Source organism: Rhizobium sp. PRIMUS64 (assembly GCF_023006465.1).
Classification (GTDB): Bacteria; Pseudomonadota; Alphaproteobacteria; order Rhizobiales; family Rhizobiaceae; genus Rhizobium; species Rhizobium leguminosarum.
Genome location: NZ_JALBGX010000112.1, coordinates 1 through 21647 on the forward strand (window position 1 = coordinate 1; position 21647 = coordinate 21647).

Genomic DNA, 21647 nt, shown 5'->3' on the forward strand with positions numbered 1-21647 from the left:
CGCGCGCCATGGCGGCTCGCGACGGTGGCAAGCGGCCGGATTACCTCGCCGGGCTGAACCCCGAGCAGACCGAAGCCGTTGAAACGTTGGAAGGTCCCGTCCTCGTGCTGGCCGGCGCCGGCACCGGCAAGACGCGCGTACTGACGACCCGCATTGCCCATATCCTCAACACCGGCCGTGCCTTCCCCTCGCAGATCCTCGCCGTCACCTTCACCAATAAGGCGGCCCGCGAGATGAAGGAGCGCATCGCGCTGCTCGTCGGTGGCGCCGTCGAAGGCATGCCCTGGCTCGGCACCTTCCACTCGATCGGCGTCAAACTTCTGCGCCGCCACGGCGAGCTCGTCGGCCTGCGCTCCGATTTCACCATTCTCGATACCGACGACGTCGTCCGCCTGATCAAGCAGTTGATCCAGGCCGAAGGCCTCGACGACAAGCGCTGGCCGGCCAAGCAGTTCGCCGGCATGATCGACACCTGGAAGAACAAGGGTCTCGGCCCCGCCGATATCCCCGAGGGCGACGCCCGCGCCTTTGCCAATGGCCGCGGCCGCGATCTCTATTTTGCCTATCAGGCGCGCCTGACGACGCTGAACGCCTGCGACTTCGGCGACCTGCTGATGCATCCGATCGCGATCTTCCGCAAGAACCCGGATCTCTTGAAGGAATATCACGGCCGCTTCCGCTATATCCTCGTCGACGAGTATCAGGACACCAACACCGCTCAGTACATGTGGCTCAGGCTTCTCGCCCAGCGCCCCAAGGGCGAGCCGCAGAACGTCTGCTGCGTCGGCGACGACGATCAGTCGATCTATGGCTGGCGCGGCGCGGAGGTCGACAATATCCTGCGCTTCGAAAAGGATTTCCCCGGCGCCAAGGTGATCAAGCTCGAGCGCAACTACCGCTCGACCGAACATATCCTCGGGGCCGCTGCCCATCTGATCGCCCATAATGAGGGCCGCCTCGGCAAGACGCTGTTCACCGACCGCTCCGATCCCGACGACGTCAAGGTGCAGGTCCACGCCTCCTGGGATTCGGAGGAGGAAGCCCGCGCCATCGGCGAGGAGATCGAGCAGCTCCAGCGCGGCAAGCATCTGCTGAACGACATGGCGATCCTCGTGCGCGCCTCCTTCCAGATGCGCGAATTCGAAGACCGCTTCGTCACCCTGGGCCTCAACTACCGTGTCATCGGCGGCCCGCGCTTCTACGAGCGCCTGGAAATCCGCGATGCCATGGCCTATTTTCGCCTGGTCGCTCAAGCCTCCGACGACCTCGCCTTCGAACGCATCATCAACACGCCGAAGCGCGGCCTCGGCGACACGACGGTACGTGCCCTGCACGACTATGCCCGCGCCCGCGATATACCAATGCTTGCGGCGGCGGCCGACATCATCGAGACGGACGAGCTGAAGCCGAAGGCGCGAAAGGCTCTCTTCGACGTGATTCAATCTTTCCGCCGATGGCAGGAACTGCTTGAAAACACACCGCATACCGAACTTGCCGAGCAGATCCTCGAAGAGTCCGGCTATACCGACATGTGGAAGAACGACAAGAGCGCCGAAGCCCCCGGCCGCCTTGAGAACCTCAAGGAACTGATCCGCTCGATGGAAAGCTTCGAGTCGATGCGCGGCTTCCTCGAACACGTCTCGCTGGTGATGGATGCCGAGACCAATGAGAACCTCGACGCCGTCTCGATCATGACGCTGCATTCGGCCAAGGGCCTGGAATTCGACACCGTCTTCCTGCCCGGCTGGGAGGAAGGCCTCTTCCCGCACCAGCGCTCGCTGGATGAGAGCGGCCGAGCTGGCCTGGAGGAGGAACGCCGCCTCGCCTATGTCGGCATCACCCGCGCCAAGCACCGCTGCCACATCTGGTTCGTCTCCAACCGCCGCATCCATGGCCTTTGGCAATCGACCCTGCCCTCGCGTTTCCTCGATGAACTGCCGGAAACCCATGTCGAGGTCGCCGAAATGGAGCAGAGCTACGGCGGTTACGGTCGCGGCGGCTACGGCCAGTCCCGCTTCGACAAGGCCGAACCCTTCGCCAACTCCTATTCCACTCCCGGCTGGAAACGCGCCCAGGCCAACAAGACCGATGCCACGCGCGACAATTGGGGCACCCGCTCCGGCCACGCCGTCGAACGCATCGGCTACGGCGAAAGCGGCCCGAAGGGACGCACCATCGAAGGCGAGCTGGTGGCGAAATCGACCTCATCGGAACCGTCGAGGTTCACGCTCGGCGACCGCGTGTTCCACCTGAAATTTGGCAACGGCAACATCACCGGCATCGAAGGCAACAAGCTGACGATCGAATTCGACCGGGCCGGACAGAAGCGGGTCTTGGACGGGTTCGTCGAGCGCGTGTGACCTCGCATTAACACGGCGCGAAAACCTTCACCCGAGCATCCGCATCCTTCCGAGCCCGAGAATATCGTTGATCAGGGCAATGCCGATTCCGGCGGCGACGATTCCCAATCCAATCAGGAAGAGCCGGCGAGACCGATCATATTTGACGGCAAAGAGAGAGTCGCGCGCCAGCAGATCGGCGAACACCTTCACCTGGATGACGATGCCGATAGTCAAAAACAGCATCGGCGGAATATCGATGCGGCTCCAGTCGTTGGGATTGGAAACCCAGACACTAATAAAATTAAGGGAGAAGCCGAGGATGATCCCGGCCGCCGTCAGCGATCCGTTGCGGAACGTCGCATCGATCTTTTCGTCTGGATCGGGCTCGGACATGGCTTCGCTCCGGCTTGCTGCTGAGGCAAGAAAGGCAGAAATCGCGGCAGGGAGCAAGATCGACCTGGCGTAGCGCTTCGAGAAGGCGGACGAAATGCCGCAGCGACGGAGAGTTGGTATATCGCCCATCGCCCCTTCCGCAAGCCGCACCGGCGCGATCTCCTGCTATCGCACGCATGTGCTTCCGCTCGCCAGAACCCATGGGCCGCCAAAAAAAGCCAATAATTCCAATGAGACAGTTTTGGTAACCGAAAGGTTAACGTGCGTCGCCCCGCGCCGTCAATCGCACTTCTACCCTGTCAAAACGTCGCTTTGACGCTTTGCGCAAATCAGCTTAGCCCAAAGGCTGCCCGCCCATGAAAGGCAGGCTTCACGACGAACTTTTCAAAGGAGGTTCAAGTGACCAGTGTTTCATCTCTCGGCAGCACAGTGACCCAGTACCAGTCTCCACTTTCCAGCCTCGACAAGAATGGCGACGGTGTCATTTCGGCGGACGAGTTGGCCGCCGCCTCGCCGTCATCGACATCGGGCACGACGTCGACCGACAGCGACGACAGCAGCACCGATATCGTCAAGAAGATCACCGCCGATATCCTGTCGCTGATGCTGTCCATGCAGAAGACCGACGGCAGCGACGATCAGGGCGACGGCAGCGATCAGAGCGACGACGATTCCAAGGGCGTCTTCGCAGCGATGGATACGAATGGCGACGGCAAGTTGACCGAGTCCGAATTCCTCGCCGCCGATCCGAACAGCATCAAGACTTCAGGTGATAGCGATCCGCTCCTCACCAAGGTGTTGAGCGACATGCAGACGGCCCTTCAGGCCTACCGCAATACCTACGGCGCTTCCGCCGCAGCAGGTGATTCCGCAGCCGATGACGTGGCGGCGGTCTAGCTGGCCAAGATCCGGGCTCTGCCGGGGGAGCCTCGATCCATCGATGCCGCACAAAGGCGTCCTACGCAGGCAGATCGATTTGCCGGCAATTGCCACCGTCGCGGGCGCGATCCGGAAATCATGCACGAGCCGTTCCCATCCCTCCGCTCCATTTCAACACGAGAACCGCCGCCAGCTAACGCAATGATTGCATTAGAGCATTCTGTTTCGACGACTTACTACCGCTAGTGCCAGAATTAACACTTGCGCGTCCGCGCCTGGAAATCCACTAGTTGATCCATTCAGTGTGCTTGGCGTCTTGCACTGCAATAAAGCGAAGGGATTGGCCTTGATGAAAGCGCTGCTGCTCGTCGATATTCAGAACGGCTTCTGTCCGGGTGGCAATCTGCCGGTGCCGGAGGGCGACAAGGTGGTTCCCGTCGCAAACAGACTGATCGATAGCGGCAAATACGATTTGATCGTCGCCTCGCAGGACTGGCATCCGTCTGGCCATGGCAGCTTTGCCTCCGCCCATCCGGGTGCCGCCCCCTTCGAGATGGGGGAACTGTCGGGCAAACCGCAGATGATGTGGCCCGACCACTGTATTCAGGGTACGCTTGATGCCGAACTGCATCCCGAGCTCAAATCCGAAGAGATCGACCTGATCCAGCAGAAGGGCGAGAATCCCTATATCGACAGCTATTCGGCCTTCCGCGACAATGACCGCGACGCCTCGACCGGCCTTTCCGATTTCCTCGAGGACCAGGGCGTCACCGACCTAGACGTCTGCGGACTGGCAACCGACTATTGCGTCAAATTCTCTGCGCTCGACGCGCTGGAGATGATGCCTGGTGTCCGCGTGCGCTTCATCAAGGATGCAAGCCGCGGCATCACCCCCGAAGGCGTCGCCGCCGCCATCGAGGAAATGCGGGCGCATGGCATCGCGATCATCGACAGCGCCAAGGTCCTAGCCGGCTAGTTTAGCTCGGATAACGCCCGAAAAAATCGCATCGAATGTCGGATCGGTGCAAGTCAATCCGTCCTTAGCTCTGAACGCACCAACAATGGGAGTTGAGAGATGAGAAAGTTAGTTGCTGCCGCCTTCGTGAGTTTGGACGGCGTCATGCAGGCGCCCGGTGGGCCGCGGGAGGATCCGACCGGCGGCTTCACTCAGGGCGGCTGGACCGTCAACTATTGGGACGAGCCGATGGGCCAGTTCATGGGCGGGATCTTTACCGATCCCTTCGAACTGCTGCTCGGCCGCAAGACCTACGAAATCTTCGCCGCGCACTGGCCCTTCGTCGGGAAAGACGATCCGATCGGCAAAGTCTTCAACGCCGTGACCAAATATGTCGCGACCACTTCCGCAGAGCCGCTCACCTGGGCAAATTCCGTCGCCCTGCGCGGCGATGCCGCTGCCGAAATCGCCCGGTTGAAGCAGCTGGATGGCCCCGTCCTCCTGACACAGGGCAGCAGCGGCCTGTTGCAGACCCTGTTGGCGCATGACCTGATCGACGAGTTGCGGCTTCTGACTTTCCCGCTCGTGCTTGGCCCGGGCAAACGCCTGTTCGGTCAAGGCGCCAAGCCGGAGGCGCTGAAGCTCACCGCCAACACGGTATCGACGACAGGCGTCATCATGAGCGTCTACGAGCGTGCTGGCGCAATCAAGACAGGCACGTTCGAACTGGCGCAGCCCTCCGAGGCCGAAATCGCCCGCCGGGAGAGGATGAAGCGCGAGGGCTGACGCCTTCTGCCTTCCGCAATCTTTGCGGGGCGCGGCGCCGCCGCGTCCCGTTATCGGCTGCAGCGCCGCGCGTCCCTTCAAATGCGCAAGGAACGCCTTTAACTATGCAGCAGTGCCTTTGCTCTTGTCGTCTCGCTCCAGCAGATAGATGTCCTCGGCCAGGTCCTCCATCTTCCTCAGAAGCGCCCATGCGCATCACGAAGGCCCTGGTTGTAATAATGGGCGCCGATCTCGTCCGCGAAGAAATCGAGCAGGAATTCCGCCGGCAGCACGCCGATCGGCTGGTCGAGCTCGGCCTCGAAATAGCGGCGAATGCTGGCAACGATCGTCGCCTTCGCCTCCTTCGAAAATTCGATCTTCTTCATCATTGCCTCTTTGCCGAATGCGATCGGGACTTTGATGGTTCAGCAAAATCGATTGGTCAATCAAGGAAATTCAATTGCTGTTGCAAGCCATAGACCATAAGGGAAAACTTGTATTCCAACTGGACAAGATCGCATGAATCGCGCCGACTTTGTTGAAGGTTTGCGGGGTGGCTCCGCCGTTGCGCTGGCATCCGCGCCCTTTGGCGCTCTCTTCGGAGCGCTTGCGGTCGAAAACGGCTTGTCGCTCTCCGAAACCGCCTTCATGAGCGCCACCGTCTACGCCGGCGCTAGCCAGATGGTCGGTATCGAACTCTTCGGTCACAATGTCCACGCCTGGCTGATCGTGCTGTCGATCCTCGCCGTCAATTTCCGCCACGTGCTCTATTCGGCGGCCCTGGCGCGCTACATCGGCCATTTCACGCCGGTGCAGAAATTCTTCACCTTTTTCCTGCTCGTCGATCCGCAATTCGCCGAAGCGGTCAAGCGCGGCGAGGCCGGCCGGCAACTCACCTTCGCCTGGTATTTCGGCTTCGCCATCATCATCTACGTCCCCTGGGTGCTGATCAGCGTCGCCGGCGGCATGCTCGGCGGCTTCATTGGCGATCCCAAGGCCATCGGCCTCGACATCCTGCTGCCGGCTTATTTCCTTGGCATCGTCCTCGGCTTCCGCAAGCGAGACAATTTCCTGCCGGTGGCGCTCGTCAGCGCGGTGGCTTCCGTGCTCGCCTACCGCTATGTCGGCTCGCCCTGGCATGTCAGCCTCGGCGCCGCCGTCGGCATCGTGCTCGCCGCCGTGCTGCCTTTGCCGCAGCAAGAGCCTGATCTCGAAGCCGACGCCCTTCAATCCGAAGTGCACGAGGTCTGAGCCATGGAATTCGATCTTCACATGGCGCTCGTCATCCTGGCCGCAGCAGCTGCCACCTTCGCCACCCGCATCGGCGGATATATCCTCATCACCCGAATGAAGAGCATTCCGCCGCGCATGGAGGCGGCGCTGAATGCCGTGCCGGCCGCCGTGCTGACGACGTTGGTTGCACCTGCCTTCTTCATCGGCGGCTGGGAATCGAAGCTGGCGCTGATCGTCGCCCTCTTCATCGGCTTGCGCTTCACCCACACATGGATGCTGGTCGCCGCCTGGATCGTCGTGATGATCTGGCGCCATGCCGGCGGGTTCTGAGCACCGGCCCGGGGCCGGCGCCGAGACATCTTAGTATTCCAGCTTAGTGTTCCAGCGGCAGCGTCGCGTTTTCGAGCCACGCCCTGACATCGTGATCATGGATGAGCGGCATCAGCGCCTCGCAGGTGCGGCGATGATAGTCGTTGAACCAGTGCAGTTCGTCATGGGTCAAAAGCTCGGGAATGACGAGGCTGCGGTCGATCGGGCAGAAAGTCAGCGTCTCGAATCCGAGCATCGGCGCATCGCCGCCCTCGATCTCTTCGGCCCCGCGCACGTAGATCAGGTTCTCGATGCGGATGCCGAAGCTGCCGGGCCGGTAATAGCCCGGCTCGTTTGAAAGGATCATGCCGGGCAGCAGTTCCTGCGTCGAAAGCCTGGAGATGCGCTGCGGCCCCTCATGCACCGAAAGATAGGAGCCGACGCCGTGGCCTGTGCCGTGAGCGAAATCGGCGCCGGCCCGCCACAGCGCGATGCGCGCCAGCGGATCGAGATCGCAGCCGCGCGTGCCCTTCGGGAAACGCGCGGTGCTGATGTCTATCATCCCTTTCAGCACCAGCGTGAAGAAGCGCCGATGCTCTTCCGCCACCGCGCCGATGCCGACGGTGCGGGTGATGTCGGTCGTGCCGTTGATATATTGCGCGCCGGAATCGATCAGGAAGAGTTCGCCGGCCGCGATCATCCGGTTGGTCTCGGTCGTCACACGGTAATGCATGATCGCCGCATGTTCGCCGGCTCCCGAAATCGTGTCGAAGGAAATGTCCTTCAGCGGGTTCTGCATGCTCTGGCCGACGCGGGCGCGCGCCGCTTCGAGATGCTCGGCAGCAGCGATCTCGCTGACCGTGCCAGGCTTTGTCTGCGACAGCCAATAGAGGAATTCCACCATCGCCGCACCGTCCTGCAGATGCGCCGCGGCCGAGCCGTTGATCTCGACGTCGTTCTTCACTGCGCGCGGCAACTTGGCGGGATCGGCGCCCTCCACCACTTCGCCGCCCGCCTTGCGGATGATCTCCGCCAGCGCATAGGAGGCGATATCCGGGTCGATCAGCACGCGGCCGCCATCCCTCGAAACGGCAGCCAACCTCTCCTCCAGCGCCGAGGGCGGCAGCTGCGTGCAGATCTGCGCAAGATAGGCCTCCGGCTCGATGCCGGTCTTGCGCTTGTCGAGGAAGATCTCGGCCCGGCCGTCAGCATGGATGATGGCGCGCGCCAGCGGATGCGGCGTGTGCGGCACGTCGGCTCCACGAATATTGAAGGTCCAGGCGACAGAAGAGGGATCGGCGATCAAAACCGCCGCAAGATTCTTCTTCGAAAGATCGGCGGCGATCGTCGCGATCTTCTCTCTCGCCAGCACGCCGGCCTGCGCGACGTTCTGGATGCTGACCGCGCCGAGCGGCTCGGCCGGCCGGTCGCTCCAAAGCCTGTCGAGCGGATTGTGCGGCAGGAAGACCAGCGTGCCGCCGATCTGCGAAAGGGCTCTTTCCAGACGGCGCACCTCGGCACCCGCATGCAGCCAGGGGTCGATGCCGAGCCGCAGGCCGTTGCTGCCGTTTGCCGCAAGCCAGACATGCGGCGGCTCATTGACGAGATCGCCGCCCGAAAAGACCGAACCGTCGACCTGTTCGGCAAGCTGCGTCACATAGCGCCCGTCGACGAAGACGATCGCCTGCGTGCGCAGGATGAGCGCAATGCCTGCGGAACCGGTAAAGCCCGTCAGCCACGCGAGACGCTCGGAACCTGCAGGAACATATTCGCCGTTGAACTCGTCGGCGCGCGGCACGAGGAAGGCGTCGATGCCGAGCGAATCGAAACCGGCCCGCAGCGCCGATACACGATCCCTGCCGAATTGCGGCGTGGAGGTAACCTCGAAAGACTGGAACATGCTGGAAACCCGAATAATTGAGACGAATCCGGTTAATGGGATGCTGGCCATGTTAGCGAAATTTCAACCGATGGGGAGAAAAAGCGACCAAACGAGTCGAAACCTCTGGGGCCGCTCAACATTTTGACAGAACTGTGACGCCAAAAGTTAATTTGGCACGCTTTATGCATTGGCCGCATGGCTCCCATGAGCGAAACCCTCTGCCTCCGCATTTCAGAATAGCTATATAGGCGTCATCGAACGGTTCGCGATGAACCTATAAACAAAGGAATTCTTGAAATGACCGCCTCTCTCTCGCGCTTCGCATATAGCAGCCCGGTGCAGGCTGGCGAACGCCAGACCGTGCGTCACGTGATCGGCGCCCGCCGCCCGCAGAACGAGGACAGCCTCAAGCTGCTCGGCGCCGGCCAGCGGGCCACGCGCCACAAGGGCGCCCTCAGCTACGCGTTCTAAGCCTGAAAGCCAGTCCGTCTCCTCCCTCCCGGACCGGCCTATTGGAATGCAGTAGAGCCCGCTCGAGCGCTCCTCCCCTTGAGCTCGCGGGCATTGACCGGATAGACCGGTCCAAGGCGGTGCCATCGGCACCGCCTTTTTCTTTTGCCGTTTCGGGATGCGACGCATGCCGCCCAAACCGTGCAGCAGTTTGGGGATCACGACATTGCATAAAAACAAGGATCTAACCGCGTCGCATGAATCAAATTCTATGCGACGCGCATTAGGGTCGGTCGAAGTGGATGGTAACCCAGCCGTTGCGCCAGATGGTCCTGACATGGCGAAGCCTCGCGCCGCTATAGGCGGCAATCACCTTCCAGCGTTGCCCGGCAAGGATGCCGGAGAGAATGACCGACCCGCCAGGCGCAAGATGCGCCGCAAGCTTCGGCGCCATGCGGATCAGCGGCCGGGCGAGAATGTTGGCGATGATGAGATCGAAGGGACCGTGCTCGGAAAAGGCCGTTGAATGAAAGCCCGGCGCGGTCCTGGTGACGATGCCCGAGGCGATGCCGTTGCGGCGCACGTTTTCGGCCGCCACCTTCGTCGCGATCGGATCGATGTCGGTCGCAAGCACTGGTATGTTCCTGAGCTTGCGCACCGCAATCGCCAGTACGCCGCTGCCGGTGCCGAGATCGAGCGCGTTGCGGACCGGGCGCGAGCGCACCACGGCATCGATCACCTCGAGGCAGCCCGCCGTCGTGCCATGATGGCCGGTACCGAAGGCCTGGCCGGCATCGATCTCGATGGCGATGTCGCCGGAGCGAACCTTGTCGCGGTCATGCGAACCATGCACCAGGAAGCGCCCTGCCCTGACGGGTTTCAGCCCCTCCAGCGATTTCACCACCCAGTCGACATCCGGGATGACTTCCCGCTGCAGCCGGGCATCAGGGAAAGAGGTCCTCAATGCCTCCTCGACGCGGGAATGCACCTCCGCCTCGTCCTCGGCCATCATATAGATCGAGGCTTCCCAGATATCCTTCTTCTCATCGATCTCGGTGGTGCCGATGGCAAAGTCTTCTTCACCGAAGACCGCACTCAGAAGGTCGAGGATCTGTTCGGCCTTGCTTTCGGTCGTCGTCACGTAAAGGCGGATTTCACTCACGATAGGCGGTCTTTCCCGTTTCCGTTGCCCGCCATCGGTCGAGCCAACGCCCCATCACGCTGAAACCATCACCCCTTGCTGACGAGATTCTCCAGCTTCTTTACCGCCGTGTCCGGGTTTTCGCCATAGGCGATCGTTCCGGAAAAGCGCCCAGCCGAATCGAGCAAGAAGACCGAAGCGGTGTGATCCATCGTATAGTCGCCGTTCGGATCCTTCTCGTCGACTGGCACCTTCTTGGCGTAGACGCGGAACCCCTTGATAACCTCGTCGATCTTGTCAGGCGCGCCGGAAATGCCGGTGATGCGCTTGGAAACGTTGGAGACGTATTCGTTCATGATCTCGGGCGTGTCGCGCTCCGGATCGACGGTCACGAAATAGGCCTGCAGCTTGTCGCCCTTCGGATCGACCTTCTCCATCCAGCCGTTCAGCTCGAAAAGCGTCGTCGGGCAGACTTCCGGGCAATGGGTGAAGCCGAAAAACAACGCCGTCGGCTTGCCGCGCAGCGCCTGCTCGGTGATCTGCTGCCCGCTTTGGGAGACCAGGGTGAAGGGAACGCCGAAGGGAGCCTCCGCCACCACATTCCCCGATCTGTTGAGATAGTACGTGAACCCGCCAAGAAACCCGGCAAGTATCAGGACACCGATCCAGACGGCGATGCGGAATGTCTTCATTGGCATGATCCTCGATCCAGGCGGATATGTACCGCCCGCCCCTTGCCCCGCGTGATTATAGTCTCGACCGGACGGGCGCAATTCAACAATATGTTTTCTAACCCGCGATCGATTGTCTCACCGGAGACGACGCCGTGCCCTCGGTCGGATCGGCTAAAAATCGAAAGCAACACGTTTTGATGATGTGTTCTCAGCCGAACAAGCAGTTTCGAGATAGATATCGTTAGCAAAGGCTTAAGCCGTTGTATCTATATTAGCAATCGCGTGCGGCGCTCTTCTGCCGTGCTGACATGATGTCTGCCGCGTGGCGAAAACCCCGGACTCCGCATGAGGGAAGACAAACACGAATCCGAGCGGTTTTCGGAAGGGGTATTTCGTGACCAACTCAGCGGCGCGCAAGAGCCTGTCGGCCAGCCAGCGGCTTTCGACGCTCGACGGCGCGGCGTTTCCAGGTTTCGGAACAATGATCGGCGCCGGCTGGTACGAAGCGCTTCGCCAGATCGGCGAAGATGTTTTGCGCATCCATGAACATGTTAAATCAATCGTAACCTCTGCGCGCGAACAATCCGTGGGACTGAACGAAATCAATACATCCATCAGCCAGATGGATCAGGTCACGCAGACGAACGCGGTAGGCCATAGGCTCGCCATCGACGCGGCAAACCTGATGCAACTGGTCATGCAGTTCAAGACTGGCGAGGGCATGAGCGCCCGGCAAACGCCGCGAGAGGGACCTGCCGCCTCGCATTCGAGACAATCACCCGCGCGCAGCCTGATCGGTAAAATCGCGGTCGCATTCAACGGCGGCACTGCCGCCAAAGTCATCGCTTCTCCCGTCGGGGACAACTGGGAAGAATTCTGACCATGAACAACAACGCCATCAAGCAGTCGGGCGCTTATCTCGAAATCGTTTCGTTCCACCTGGGCGACCAGGAGTTCTGCATCGACATCATGGCCATCCGCGAAATCCGCGGCTGGGCGCCGGTGACGCCGATGCCGCACACCCCGCCCTATGTGCTGGGTCTCATCAACCTGCGCGGTGCGGTGATCCCCGTCATCGACATGGCCTGCCGCCTCGGCATGAAGATGACCGAGCCCTCCGAGCGCTCGGCGATCATCGTCACCGACATTGCGGGCAAGCTGGTCGGTCTGCTGGTCGAGCAGGTTTCCGACATGATGACCATCAAGAGCGAAGATCTGCAGCCGCCGCCGGAAATCATCCCGGAAGCCCAGCGCGCCTTCTGCCGCGGCATCGTCGCGCTCGAAAAGACCATGGTCTGCTTCTTGAATCTCGACACGGTCATTGCCGACGAACTGACGCAGGCCGCCTGAGGGCTATCCATATCTGGAATTCGAAGGCCCGGCTCGTCCGGGCCTTTTTGATTTTGCAATGAGAGAAAAAGGGAAGCAGCGCTCTTTCCAAAAATCTCACCGCAGAAGCCCTATTGCGGCTTCCCATTCTTCCAGACAACGTTCTGCCCATAGAGCGGAATGGTCGAGATCGACATCTTCGCCGAGCCGTCGGTCAGTTCGCGCGAATGGGCGAGATAGATCAGCGTGTCGTTCGTCTTATCGTAGATGCGGTTGACGACCAGCGTCTTCCAGATCAGCGACATGCCCTGGCGGAACACCTCGCTGCCATCCTTGGACAGATCGATATTGCCGATCTCGATCGGCCCGGTCTGCCGGCAGGCAATGGAATTGTTGGACGGGTCCTCGAACCAGTTGCCGTTTTTGAACCGGTCGATCAGGCTGCGATCGAAATAGGTGACGTGACAGGTGATACCCTTGACCTCAGGGTCGGAGACCGCCTCGACAATGATGTCGTTGCCGATCCAGTCGACCCCGACCTTGCCGACGACTTCGGCTGAGGCAGCACCGGCGGAAAGGACGGCGAAGGAAAAGGCGGCGAGGAGAAGATTGCGCAGTCTGGACATGGCGGCTCCCTGAATAATCCGCATTTTAGATAAGCATGCACCCATGCTTTGCAAGAAATGGGGCTCGCGGAAGGGATCAGCCTTTCCGGCAGGTACAGGGCTCGTAGGCCCGCGCCGTCAGCCGGCCGGGCCTCATGCCGATCAGCGCCGGTATGGCGTGAACGGCGTTGGCCTTGACGGCTTTCGCCATCTCGATCGCCGCGGCCGCGCAGACCACAGCATCCTCGGCAGCGTTGTGGTGCACGAAACGCAGGCCGAGATGCTCGGCGATCAGGTTCAAACGGTGCGAGAGGAAATGCGGCCAGATTCGCTGGGCCATCTTCAGGCTGCAGAGATAGGTAAGCTCCGGATAGGATTGCCGGTAGAGATCGAGGCTCGCCCGCCAGACGCTGAAATCGAAGGAAGCATTGTGCGCGATCATCGTCGCGCCGCGAAAATCCTCCTCGAACTCGTCCATCACCTCGGGAAACTCGGGCGCGTCCTCGACATGCTCCGGCCGGATGCCATGGATTGCGATGTTCATCCCGGAAAAGCGCATCTCCCGCGGTCGGATCAGTCGCTCTTCGACGCGCGTCACCCTGCCCTCCTCGATCCAGGCAAGGCCGACGGAACAGGCGCTGCCGCGCTGTTCGTTCGCCGTCTCGAAGTCAATCGCGATGGTCTTCAAATCAGCAACCCGAATCGTTTCTTCAGGAACAGGAATACCGCCCCGCTTCCGGCCGCGCAAATTCGACACGACGCATGGTTGACTTTTTAACCCGCATATCGAAACTTGCTGCCATGATCAGTTCCGTGACCATGGCAGCGCTTATCCATCACACCACGACCCTTGAAGGGTACGCGGGAGCGATGGCGCGTTAGCAGCGATCCGATCATCATCCCGAAACCCTGCCGAGGCGAGCAGGGTTTTCGGAAACCGGCTCTCCTCCTGACACCGATGGAGAGCATGAATGTCCGAAAACGAAGAGAATGAACCTCGCGGCCGAGCGCGCCTGCCGGATGGCGTCCTGGTGCGCGCCGTCCGCCTGTCCGATGCGGAGGAGATCACGGATCTCATAAATCTGCCGGGCTACAGGGCCGGCACCTTGAGGCCGCCCTACCAGCGGGTCGAGGAGGTTCGCAAGCACATGGAAAACCAGTCGCCAGGCGCGCTCAACCTCGTCGTCACCCAAAATGGCAAGATCGTCGGCAATGGCGGCCTCAACCGCCTCTCCGGCCGTCGGCAGCACGTCGCCAGTATCGGCATGGGCGTGCATGACGATTTCACCGGCCGCGGCTTCGGACGGATCCTGCTCGGCGCGATGGTCGACGCCGCCGACGACTGGCTTGATATCAAACGGCTGGAACTAACCGTCTACACCGACAACGATGTCGCCATCGGCCTCTACCGGAAATTCGGCTTCGAACGGGAAGGCCTGCTAAGGGCCTTCGGCTTTCGATCCGGGGAGTATGTCGACGCCTATACGATGGCGCGGCTCAGGCTATGAGCAAACGGGCTGGCGGCTTGCCGTCAGCCCCTCACCCGCTGATCAGTGCCAGCCATTCGTCCTCGTCCATCGTCTGCACGCCAAGCTCGCGTGCCTTGTCGAGCTTGGAGCCAGCACCTGGGCCGGCGACGACGATGTCGGTCTTCTTGGAGACCGATCCCGCCACCTTGGCGCCGAGGCTCTCCGCCCTCGCCTTCGCCTCGTCGCGGGTAAACTTTTCCAGCGAGCCGGTGAAAACCACGGTCTTGCCGGCGACCGGGCTGCCAGTCGTCACCGGCTGCTCGGCCTCCTCGGGCGTCACCTCCCCGATAAGCCGGGTGATCACCTCCACGTTGCGCGGCTCCTTGTAGAATTCGACGATAGCCCGCGCCACGACCTCGCCGATGCCCTCGATGGCGTTGAGATCGTTCCAGGCGTCGCCGGCAAGCGTCTCGGCCTCCCGCATCGCCGTCTCAAAGGCGGCATAGGTGCCGTAGGAGCGCGCCAGCAGCTTCGCCGTGGTCTCGCCGACGTGACGGATGCCGAGCGCGTAGATGAAGCGGTGGAGCGCAATGCTGCGCCGTTCGTTGATCGCCGCATAGAGCTTGCCGACGCTGACCTTGCCGAAACCGTCAATATTCTCCAGCTTGGTCAGCGATTGCTGCTGGCGCTTCTCCAGCGTGAAGATATCGGGCGCGGTGCGGATCTGCAGCGACGCGTCCTCGTTTTCGAAGAAGAAGTCGATCTGCTTCGAACCGAGCCCTTCAATATCGAAAGCGTTGCGCGAAACGAAGTGCTTCAAATGCTCCGTCGCCTGCGCCCGGCAGATGAAGCCACCGGTGCAGCGGCGCACCGAATCCATCTTGCCGGTCTTCTCGTTGACCTCGCGCACGGCATGCGAACCGCAGACCGGGCATGTCTTCGGGAATTCGTATGGCCGTGCGTCGGCCGCGCGTTTTTCCATCACCACATCGAGGATCTGCGGAATGACGTCGCCGGCGCGCTGGACGATGACGGTATCGCCCTCACGGATATCGTGTTCCTCCGGTCGGATGCGCTCGCCGCTATTGCCGATGCCCTTGATGTAATCCTCGTTGTGCAGCGTCGCATTGGTGACGACGACGCCGCCAACCGTAATCGGCTTCAGCCGCGCCACCGGCGTCAGCGCCCCGGTGCGACCGACCTGAATCTCGACCTTTTCGACCTCGGTGAAGGCCTGCTCCGCCGGAAACTTGTGCGCCGTCGCCCAGCGCGGCGAACGCGAGCGGAAGCCAAGACGAGCCTGCAGCTCGAGACTGTCGACCTTATAGACGACGCCGTCGATGTCGTAGTCGAGATCCGGGCGCTCGAGGCCGATCTCATCATAATGCGCCAGGATGTCGGCGACCGAGTTCAATCGCTTCATCAGCGGATTGACGGGAAAACCCCAGTCCTTGAAGGTCTGAACCATACTGAACTGTGTGTCGGCGGGCATCTCCGACATCTCGCCCCAGGCATAAGCGAAGAATTTCAGCATGCGGCTCGCCGTCACCTTGGCGTCGAGTTGGCGCAACGATCCGGCCGCGGTGTTGCGCGGATTGACATAGGTCTGCTTGCCCTCCGCCTCCATCTGCCGGTTCAGCGCCAGGAAATCGCTCTTGGCCATATAGACTTCACCGCGGATCTCCACGACCGCGGGCACGCCCTTCGGCAGCTCGTTGGGGATCTCGGCGATGGTCCGGATGTTGGCAGTGACGTTCTCCCCCGTCGTGCCGTCGCCACGCGTTGCAGCCGTCACCAGCCTGCCGTTCTCGTAACGGATCGACATTGAAAGACCGTCGATCTTCGGCTCGGCGGTAAAGGCGATCGACTGGTCGGGCAGCCGGCCGAGGAAGCGATAGACGCCGGCGACGAAATCCTGCACGTCCTCCTGCGAGAAAGTGTTGTCGAGCGACAGCATCGGCCGCGCGTGGATGACGGGCGAGAAGGTGACGGAGGGCGCTGCACCGACATGCCGCGATGGGCTGTCTTCGCGGATCAACTCGGGAAAGCGCGCCTCGAGCGCATCATTGCGGCGCTTCAGCGCGTCGTAATCGGCATCCGAAATCTCCGGCCGATCCTTGCCGTGATAGAGCGCATCGTGATGTGCGATCTCCTTTGCCAGCCGTTCGAGCTCGGCGGCAGCCTCTTCGATCGTCAACGTATCGACGGCGGAACCTTCGGTGGACATGGAACATCACTCCAGAGAATCTGGTCAGAAATCTGGATTGTTTTTAGAGCAAAATTTCTGGATGAAAAGGGAGACCACATATCCTGCGAAAGGAAGGTCGGTTGCCCGGCCTATTCCCAATCCCTGGCATTGCGCAGCCGGATGCCGCTGACATGCAGGCCGGTGTTCCGGAGGCTCTTCAACGGCTGCAAGCTATCGACCACCCTGAGCTCCACGCCGCGCGGCGCAAACTCCCGGTCGAGCCGCGAGATGGCGGTGCGCTCGGTGGGAACAACGCGTCTGCGGGCCACCCACATGCCCGCATCATCCAGATTCTCGAAGCCCTCAGTCGGCAGCTCATAACGGTGGATCGTCTCCGCTTCGAGCCTTTCCAGCCAATGACGCTCGGCGTAGGCGACGGCGCGCCAGTCGCCGAGCCAGTGCCGCCGCTCCGTCTCCAGCGTCTCGGGTTTCGCCCATATCAGGATGCGGGGGCAGTCACGCGGAAAGAGATACATAAAGTCATGATCGGCATCGATCGCCCAGACGAGCGGACCGTTCAGCCATTCCCGGCCGGGCACGCGGGCGGAGGGAATGCGAACCGGGCGCGGTTCGAACGCTACGATACCGGGATCGTCGCTGAAATGGAAAAGTCGCATGGCTTGAGCTCGCCGCCGATCCGGAAGCTTCAGCGCATATCGCTATGCGCGGTGACTGTCATCCCGCCGGCCCGGGCAGAAAGAACGTCGGAAGAAAAATCAGCCGTTGCCGGCAAGCAGCCGCTTCGCCGCCGCCCTCGCCTCTTCGGTCACCGAAGCCCCGGCCAGCATACGGGCGATCTCCTCCGTGCGGTCCTTCTGCGCCATCGTCGCGACGCGCGTGGCGATCTTTTCCGAACCGTCGGCCACCGGCCCCTTGGAGATTAAGAGATGCGTGGCGGCCCGTGCCGCGACCTGCGGCGCATGCGTAACCGACAGCACCTGCACCCGCTCAGAGAGCCGCTTCAGTCGCTGGCCGATCGCATCGGCCACCGCACCGCCGACGCCGGTATCGATTTCGTCGAAGACCAGCGTCGGGGCCGATCCGCGATCGGCGAGCGCCACCTTCAGCGCCAGCAGGAAACGCGAGAGTTCGCCGCCCGAAGCAACTTTCATGATCGAGCCCGGCCGCGTGCCCGGATTGGTCTGAACATGGAACTCGACGACGTCGATGCCTTCGGCCGCCGCCTCCCCCGCATCCGTGCTGATCTCGACCATGAAACGGGCCCGTTCGAGCTTCAGCGCCGGCAGCTCGGCCATGACAGCCGCAGCCAGTGCGGTGCCGGCATGATGACGCTTGTCGGATAGCGAGCGTGCCGCCGCATCGTAATTTTCCCGCGCCAGGCCAACCTCGGCTTCGAGCCGCGCAAGCCGCTCCTCGCCCGCGTCGAGATCGGCAAGATCGGCGATCATGCGCACGGCAAGCGCCGGCAGTTCGGTGACGGGAACGGAATATTTGCGCGAGGCGGCCCTGAGCGCGAAAAGCCGCTCTTCCACCCGCTCCAGCTCTCTCGGATCGTATTCGGTCTTGCGGAGTGCCGTCTCGACTTCCATCTGCGCGTTGGAAAGCTGATCGAGCGCGGCATCGAGCAGCGTCACGGTGTCTTCGAGCAGTCCCGGCGCCTCATGGCTCTTGCGCTCCAGCCGGCGCACCAGCGAGGCGATATGGGGCACCGGCGAGGCATTGCCGTTCAGGAATTCGGACGCCTCGGCGATATCGCCGGCGATTCGCTCGGCCTTCATCATCTTCTGCCGGCGATCGGCGAGCTCTTCCTCCTCGCCATCCTGCGGCGAGAGCTTCTCGAGTTCCTCGACCGACGAGCGCAGGTAGTCGGCTTCGCGCGCCGCGCTTTCCACCTTCTCCCGGTGCTTCTTCAGCGTCCGCTCGCTGTCGCGCCACAGCCGATAGAGCCTGGAGACCTCTGAAACCTCGTCGGTGAGGCCGGCGAAGGCATCGAGCAGGGTGCGGTGGGCATTGGTGTCGACAAGGGCGCGATCGTCGTGCTGTCCATGGATTTCAACCAGCATCTGCCCGGCCTGGCGCATCAGCTGCACGCTGACCGGCTGGTCGTTGACATAGGCTTTGGTGCGCCCGTCCGCCGATTGCTGGCGGCGGAAAATCAGGTCGCCCTCGTCGTCGATGCCATTTTCACGCAGGAGTATGCGGGCGCCGTGTTCCATGCCAACGTCGAACACCGCCGTCACCTGGCCCTTATCCTCGCCATGGCGCACCAGGTCGCCGTCGCCGCGCCCACCGAGCGCCAACGACAGGCTGTCGAGCAGGATGGATTTGCCCGCCCCGGTCTCGCCCGTCAGCACGGAGAGGCCGGTCTCGAAGGCAAGATCCAGCCGCTCGATCAGGACGATATCGCGGATCGAAAGCTGGATCAGCATTGGCCTCAGGAACCGAGAAGAAGTTTCTTGCCCGCTGCTGCGATCCACGAGCCCTTGTTTTCACGCGGCTCGGCACCGCCGCTCTGCAGCAGCTTGTAGGAATCAGCATACCACTGGCTGTCGGGGTAATTGTGACCGAGAACGGCAGCGGCTGTCTGCGCCTCGTCGACGATGCCCATGGAGTAATAAGCTTCGACGAGACGCGCTAAGGCCTCTTCGATCTGGTTCGTATTCGGATATTTCTCGACGACGATGCGGAAGCGCGAGATCGCGGCGAGATATTCCTTCCGCTCCATGTAGTAGCGGCCGATCTGCATTTCCTTGCCGGCGAGCTGGTCGCGCGCAAAGCGGATCTTGGCCTGTGCGTCGTCGACATATTCGGAGTTCGGATAGTTGTCGATGACGGCCTGCATCGCCTCGATCGTCTTGGCCGAGGCGCGCTGGTCCTGCGTCACGTCGACGATCTGCTTGGAATAGGTGAGACCGATGAGATACTGCACATAGGCAGCATCCTGGGACTTCGGATATTGCGACATGTAGCGGTTGCCCGAAGCAAGCGCGTCGTCCAAACGGCCTTGGCGGTATTTGACGAAGGTGCTCATCACAAGCGCCTTGCGCGCCCATTCGGAGAACGGGTTCTCGCGGTCGATCGCGTCGAACTTGCGCGCCGCTTCCGCCATGTTGCCGGCCTTCATATTGGCAAGACCCTGGGTGTAGAGCACGTCAGGCGGATCGGTTTCGAGACCGAGCTTGGTGATGTCGATGTCGGGATCCGACTGGCAACCGGAGATCGAGGCGCCTGCGCTGAGCACCAGAAGCGATGCGAACAAAGCGCGCGCTGTCTTCATCATACCTTCAGATCCTGCATAACCCATTCGAAAGAACCCCACTGCTGCCGCTCTCTCCACGGCAGCCACGCCTCGCTGGCGTTTCTAGCCACAAATGTGCATCAAGAGCAACGCAATGATAAGGCATTAACGCATTTTTGTGGCAGCAGCCGCAGAATGATCGGCTTTTCAACTTCTTCCCGACCTGTGGCGGCCAAGCATCGGTCTATTGCCGCAGACATGGCCGGACATAAAAAAACCGCCTCCGGGAAAGAGGCGGCCTGGTCTTGAGAATATGCTGGAGGTCATGCCGACCAGGGAGCGAATTCCGCAGCGCTGACTGCAATCAGTTCGCGGGCAGCGACACGCTGGCGCGGCGTCGACGTCTCCACAACCTCGTAGGCGGAGGGATCGGCGAGCAGCGCCTTCAGCGCATTGGCATTCATCTTGTGACCGCCGCGATAGGAACGGTAGCAACCGATGAACTGGACACCGGCAAGCGACAGATCGCCGACGGCATCGAGCGTCTTGTGGCGGACGAATTCATCCTTGGCGTAACGCAGCCCTTCGACGTTGATGACGGTGTTGTCGTCCGAGATGACGACGGAATTTTCAAGCGAGGAGCCGAGCGCATGGCCCGACGCCCAGAGGCGCTCGACATCGCGCATGAACCCGAAGGTGCGGGCGCGGGAAAGCTCGGCCTTGAAGACGGCGGCGGTCATGTCACCGGCCCACTTCTGCCGGCCGATCAGCGGGCAGTCGAAATCGATCTCGACTTCGAAGCGCGTACCGTCATAGGGGCGGAATTCGCTCCAGGAGCCGCCATGCTCGATCCGCACCGGCTTGGTGATACGGATATAGCGGCGCTTGACGCCGAGCGAGACGAGACCAACCTGCTCGATCGCCTCGACGAAGGGCAGCGAGCTGCCGTCCATGATCGGCATTTCGGAGCCCTGCACTTCGATCACCACATTGTCGAGGCCGAGCGCATAGACGGCGGCCATGACATGCTCGATCGTCGCGACCGAATGGGCGGGAGAGAAGCCGAGGACTGTGCAGAGGTCGGTATTGCCGACCTGCGAGGAGACGGCCTTCAGTTCGGTGATGTCGCCATTGTCATGCAGGCGCTGGAAAATGACGCCGGTGTCCGATTCGGCCGGGTTCAGGGTGATCGAGACGTTAGCGCCCGAATGCACCCCGATGCCCGAAAGCGTCACCGGACGCGATACCGTCGTTTGAAAACCCAGCAAGCCAATTGCCATAAATTCTGCCTTTATTCTTCCGTACCGGCGGTCTGTCCGATCGGCACGGTCATCGTTCATTCTGCACAAGGAGCCTGTCGAAAGGTCTCCTAGTGCAGTTTCCTTGCACCATACTTACGTGCGCCGGCGCTCCAATCCAAATCACTGTTTCTTTCGCTTTGTTACGAAGTCACGCAATTGAAATTGCTCGCGAATCACGGGCTGAAAAACAGCAATGCCCGGGACCTTGATCCCGGGCATGAACGGTGCCGAAGCACGCACTCAATTCGACTGGCGACGCAGGAATGCCGGGATTTCCAGCTGGTCGTCTTCCTGCATCATCCGGGCCTGCGGAACTGCCCGGCCCTGGTCGTCGAGATTGCCGCGACGCGGTGCGTAGAGGCTTGCCTCAGGCGACAGCGGACGGCGTTGCTGCGAAGCGGCCGGCGGTGCGGCGGTCATATCGGCGGCAACGGCGTCGTCGTCGCGGCGGCCAAGCGAATTGGTGATTCGCT

20 protein-coding genes and 3 pseudogenes are annotated in these 21647 nt (G+C 61.6%); 10 read left to right on the plus strand and 13 right to left on the minus strand.

What is annotated here, in order from left to right:
* Positions 1-2360: ATP-dependent helicase (locus MOV76_RS30090; protein ID WP_247265912.1), on the plus strand; the 2360-nt coding region annotated here is incomplete at its 5' end.
* A 27-nt stretch (positions 2361-2387) separates the two neighbouring features.
* Here MOV76_RS30090 and MOV76_RS30095 read toward each other — a convergent pair.
* Positions 2388-2735, minus strand: a complete 348-nt coding sequence (locus tag MOV76_RS30095) for a hypothetical protein (RefSeq protein WP_131704290.1) — start codon at positions 2733-2735, stop codon at positions 2388-2390.
* A gap of 399 nt (positions 2736-3134) precedes the next feature.
* On the opposite strand from MOV76_RS30095, the gene MOV76_RS30100 reads away from it, so the two are divergent.
* The 3 genes from MOV76_RS30100 to MOV76_RS30110 all read left to right on the plus strand — a co-directional run bounded on the left by MOV76_RS30100 (position 3135) and on the right by MOV76_RS30110 (position 5355).
* A complete protein-coding gene (locus MOV76_RS30100; RefSeq protein ID WP_018242835.1) occupies positions 3135-3632 on the plus strand; it encodes an EF-hand domain-containing protein in 498 nt (165 codons plus the stop codon).
* 331 nt (positions 3633-3963) lie between these two features.
* Positions 3964-4590 carry a bifunctional nicotinamidase/pyrazinamidase gene (gene pncA, locus MOV76_RS30105; RefSeq protein ID WP_026188467.1) on the plus strand — a complete coding sequence of 209 codons (627 nt, stop codon included), beginning with the start codon at positions 3964-3966 and terminating at the stop codon, positions 4588-4590.
* Positions 4591-4689: 99 nt separating this feature from the next.
* Entirely contained in the window at positions 4690-5355 is a 666-nt protein-coding gene (locus tag MOV76_RS30110; RefSeq protein WP_018242837.1) for a dihydrofolate reductase family protein, read from the plus strand.
* 102 nt (positions 5356-5457) lie between these two features.
* Here the strand turns inward: MOV76_RS30110 and MOV76_RS30115 are convergent.
* Positions 5458-5720 (minus strand): annotated as a pseudogene (locus MOV76_RS30115) (DUF2164 domain-containing protein).
* 133 nt (positions 5721-5853) lie between these two features.
* Here MOV76_RS30115 and MOV76_RS30120 point away from each other — a divergent pair.
* Together MOV76_RS30120 and MOV76_RS30125 are read left to right on the plus strand one after the other, a co-directional pair.
* Positions 5854-6585: an AzlC family ABC transporter permease gene (locus MOV76_RS30120; protein ID WP_018242839.1), complete on the plus strand. Its 732-nt coding sequence runs from the start codon at positions 5854-5856 to the stop codon at positions 6583-6585.
* A 3-nt stretch (positions 6586-6588) separates the two neighbouring features.
* Complete coding sequence (locus tag MOV76_RS30125) at positions 6589-6897, plus strand: AzlD family protein (RefSeq protein ID WP_018242840.1); 309 nt, start codon at positions 6589-6591, stop codon at positions 6895-6897.
* Between the two features lie 43 nt (positions 6898-6940).
* Here MOV76_RS30125 and MOV76_RS30130 read toward each other — a convergent pair whose 3' ends face one another.
* On the minus strand, positions 6941-8776 hold the full coding sequence (locus MOV76_RS30130; RefSeq protein ID WP_247265913.1) for an aminopeptidase P family protein: 1836 nt from the start codon (positions 8774-8776) through the stop codon (positions 6941-6943).
* A 279-nt stretch (positions 8777-9055) separates the two neighbouring features.
* On the opposite strand from MOV76_RS30130, the gene MOV76_RS30135 reads away from it, so the two are divergent.
* Entirely contained in the window at positions 9056-9229 is a 174-nt protein-coding gene (locus MOV76_RS30135; protein ID WP_012758267.1) for a hypothetical protein, read from the plus strand.
* A gap of 262 nt (positions 9230-9491) precedes the next feature.
* On the opposite strand, the gene MOV76_RS30140 is transcribed toward MOV76_RS30135, so the two are convergent.
* Together MOV76_RS30140 and MOV76_RS30145 are read right to left on the minus strand one after the other, a co-directional pair.
* Positions 9492-10370: a 50S ribosomal protein L11 methyltransferase gene (locus tag MOV76_RS30140; protein WP_028732827.1), complete on the minus strand. Its 879-nt coding sequence runs from the start codon at positions 10368-10370 to the stop codon at positions 9492-9494.
* A 68-nt stretch (positions 10371-10438) separates the two neighbouring features.
* Positions 10439-11041, minus strand: a complete 603-nt coding sequence (locus MOV76_RS30145) for an SCO family protein (protein ID WP_247265914.1) — start codon at positions 11039-11041, stop codon at positions 10439-10441.
* A gap of 484 nt (positions 11042-11525) precedes the next feature.
* On the opposite strand from MOV76_RS30145, the pseudogene MOV76_RS30150 reads away from it, so the two are divergent.
* Together MOV76_RS30150 and MOV76_RS30155 are read left to right on the plus strand one after the other, a co-directional pair.
* Positions 11526-11903: pseudogene (locus MOV76_RS30150) on the plus strand (methyl-accepting chemotaxis protein); the annotation flags it as partial.
* Positions 11904-11905: 2 nt separating this feature from the next.
* Positions 11906-12373, plus strand: coding sequence for a chemotaxis protein CheW (locus MOV76_RS30155; RefSeq protein ID WP_017965084.1), 468 nt, complete (start codon positions 11906-11908; stop codon positions 12371-12373).
* Positions 12374-12483: 110 nt separating this feature from the next.
* Here MOV76_RS30155 and MOV76_RS30160 read toward each other — a convergent pair whose 3' ends face one another.
* Both MOV76_RS30160 and MOV76_RS30165 read right to left on the minus strand, forming a co-directional pair.
* Positions 12484-12978 carry a CreA family protein gene (locus MOV76_RS30160; RefSeq protein ID WP_112904130.1) on the minus strand — a complete coding sequence of 165 codons (495 nt, stop codon included), beginning with the start codon at positions 12976-12978 and terminating at the stop codon, positions 12484-12486.
* 76 nt (positions 12979-13054) lie between these two features.
* Positions 13055-13645 (minus strand): 3'-5' exonuclease, encoded by a 591-nt coding sequence (locus MOV76_RS30165; RefSeq protein ID WP_028732831.1) that lies wholly within the window; start codon positions 13643-13645, stop codon positions 13055-13057.
* Positions 13646-13928: 283 nt separating this feature from the next.
* Here MOV76_RS30165 and MOV76_RS30170 point away from each other — a divergent pair, with 283 nt between their 5' ends.
* A complete protein-coding gene (locus MOV76_RS30170; protein ID WP_130729259.1) occupies positions 13929-14465 on the plus strand; it encodes a GNAT family N-acetyltransferase in 537 nt (178 codons plus the stop codon).
* 31 nt (positions 14466-14496) lie between these two features.
* Here the strand turns inward: MOV76_RS30170 and ligA are convergent, their stop codons facing one another.
* The 6 genes and pseudogenes from ligA to MOV76_RS30200 form a co-directional block, all read right to left on the minus strand.
* Positions 14497-16653, minus strand: a complete 2157-nt coding sequence (ligA, locus tag MOV76_RS30175) for an NAD-dependent DNA ligase LigA (RefSeq protein ID WP_247265915.1) — start codon at positions 16651-16653, stop codon at positions 14497-14499.
* Positions 16654-16763: 110 nt separating this feature from the next.
* Positions 16764-17291 carry a DUF6886 family protein gene (locus MOV76_RS30180; protein WP_047623396.1) on the minus strand — a complete coding sequence of 176 codons (528 nt, stop codon included), beginning with the start codon at positions 17289-17291 and terminating at the stop codon, positions 16764-16766.
* Positions 17292-17390: 99 nt separating this feature from the next.
* Positions 17391-19064 carry a DNA repair protein RecN gene (gene recN / locus MOV76_RS30185; RefSeq protein WP_018242850.1) on the minus strand — a complete coding sequence of 558 codons (1674 nt, stop codon included), beginning with the start codon at positions 19062-19064 and terminating at the stop codon, positions 17391-17393.
* A 5-nt stretch (positions 19065-19069) separates the two neighbouring features.
* On the minus strand, positions 19070-19939 hold the full coding sequence (locus MOV76_RS30190; protein WP_018242851.1) for an outer membrane protein assembly factor BamD: 870 nt from the start codon (positions 19937-19939) through the stop codon (positions 19070-19072).
* A gap of 257 nt (positions 19940-20196) precedes the next feature.
* Complete coding sequence (lpxC, locus tag MOV76_RS30195) at positions 20197-21153, minus strand: UDP-3-O-acyl-N-acetylglucosamine deacetylase (protein ID WP_018242852.1); 957 nt, start codon at positions 21151-21153, stop codon at positions 20197-20199.
* Between the two features lie 261 nt (positions 21154-21414).
* Positions 21415-21647, minus strand: a pseudogene (locus MOV76_RS30200) (cell division protein FtsZ); the annotation flags it as partial.

Coding starts and splice junctions, on each gene's coding strand:
- recN (WP_018242850.1), bottom strand. CDS start 19,064: ATGCTGATCCAGCTTTCGATCCGCGATATCGTCCTGATCGAGCGGCTG.
- ligA (WP_247265915.1), bottom strand. CDS start 16,653: ATGTCCACCGAAGGTTCCGCCGTCGATACGTTGACGATCGAAGAGGCT.
- MOV76_RS30170 (WP_130729259.1), top strand. CDS start 13,929: ATGTCCGAAAACGAAGAGAATGAACCTCGCGGCCGAGCGCGCCTGCCG.
- MOV76_RS30135 (WP_012758267.1), top strand. CDS start 9,056: ATGACCGCCTCTCTCTCGCGCTTCGCATATAGCAGCCCGGTGCAGGCT.
- MOV76_RS30130 (WP_247265913.1), bottom strand. CDS start 8,776: ATGTTCCAGTCTTTCGAGGTTACCTCCACGCCGCAATTCGGCAGGGAT.
- MOV76_RS30125 (WP_018242840.1), top strand. CDS start 6,589: ATGGAATTCGATCTTCACATGGCGCTCGTCATCCTGGCCGCAGCAGCT.
- MOV76_RS30155 (WP_017965084.1), top strand. CDS start 11,906: ATGAACAACAACGCCATCAAGCAGTCGGGCGCTTATCTCGAAATCGTT.
- MOV76_RS30190 (WP_018242851.1), bottom strand. CDS start 19,939: ATGGGTTATGCAGGATCTGAAGGTATGATGAAGACAGCGCGCGCTTTG.
- lpxC (WP_018242852.1), bottom strand. CDS start 21,153: ATGGCAATTGGCTTGCTGGGTTTTCAAACGACGGTATCGCGTCCGGTG.
- MOV76_RS30120 (WP_018242839.1), top strand. CDS start 5,854: ATGAATCGCGCCGACTTTGTTGAAGGTTTGCGGGGTGGCTCCGCCGTT.
- MOV76_RS30180 (WP_047623396.1), bottom strand. CDS start 17,291: ATGCGACTTTTCCATTTCAGCGACGATCCCGGTATCGTAGCGTTCGAA.
- MOV76_RS30145 (WP_247265914.1), bottom strand. CDS start 11,041: ATGAAGACATTCCGCATCGCCGTCTGGATCGGTGTCCTGATACTTGCC.
- pncA (WP_026188467.1), top strand. CDS start 3,964: ATGAAAGCGCTGCTGCTCGTCGATATTCAGAACGGCTTCTGTCCGGGT.
- MOV76_RS30110 (WP_018242837.1), top strand. CDS start 4,690: ATGAGAAAGTTAGTTGCTGCCGCCTTCGTGAGTTTGGACGGCGTCATG.
- MOV76_RS30095 (WP_131704290.1), bottom strand. CDS start 2,735: ATGTCCGAGCCCGATCCAGACGAAAAGATCGATGCGACGTTCCGCAAC.
- MOV76_RS30160 (WP_112904130.1), bottom strand. CDS start 12,978: ATGTCCAGACTGCGCAATCTTCTCCTCGCCGCCTTTTCCTTCGCCGTC.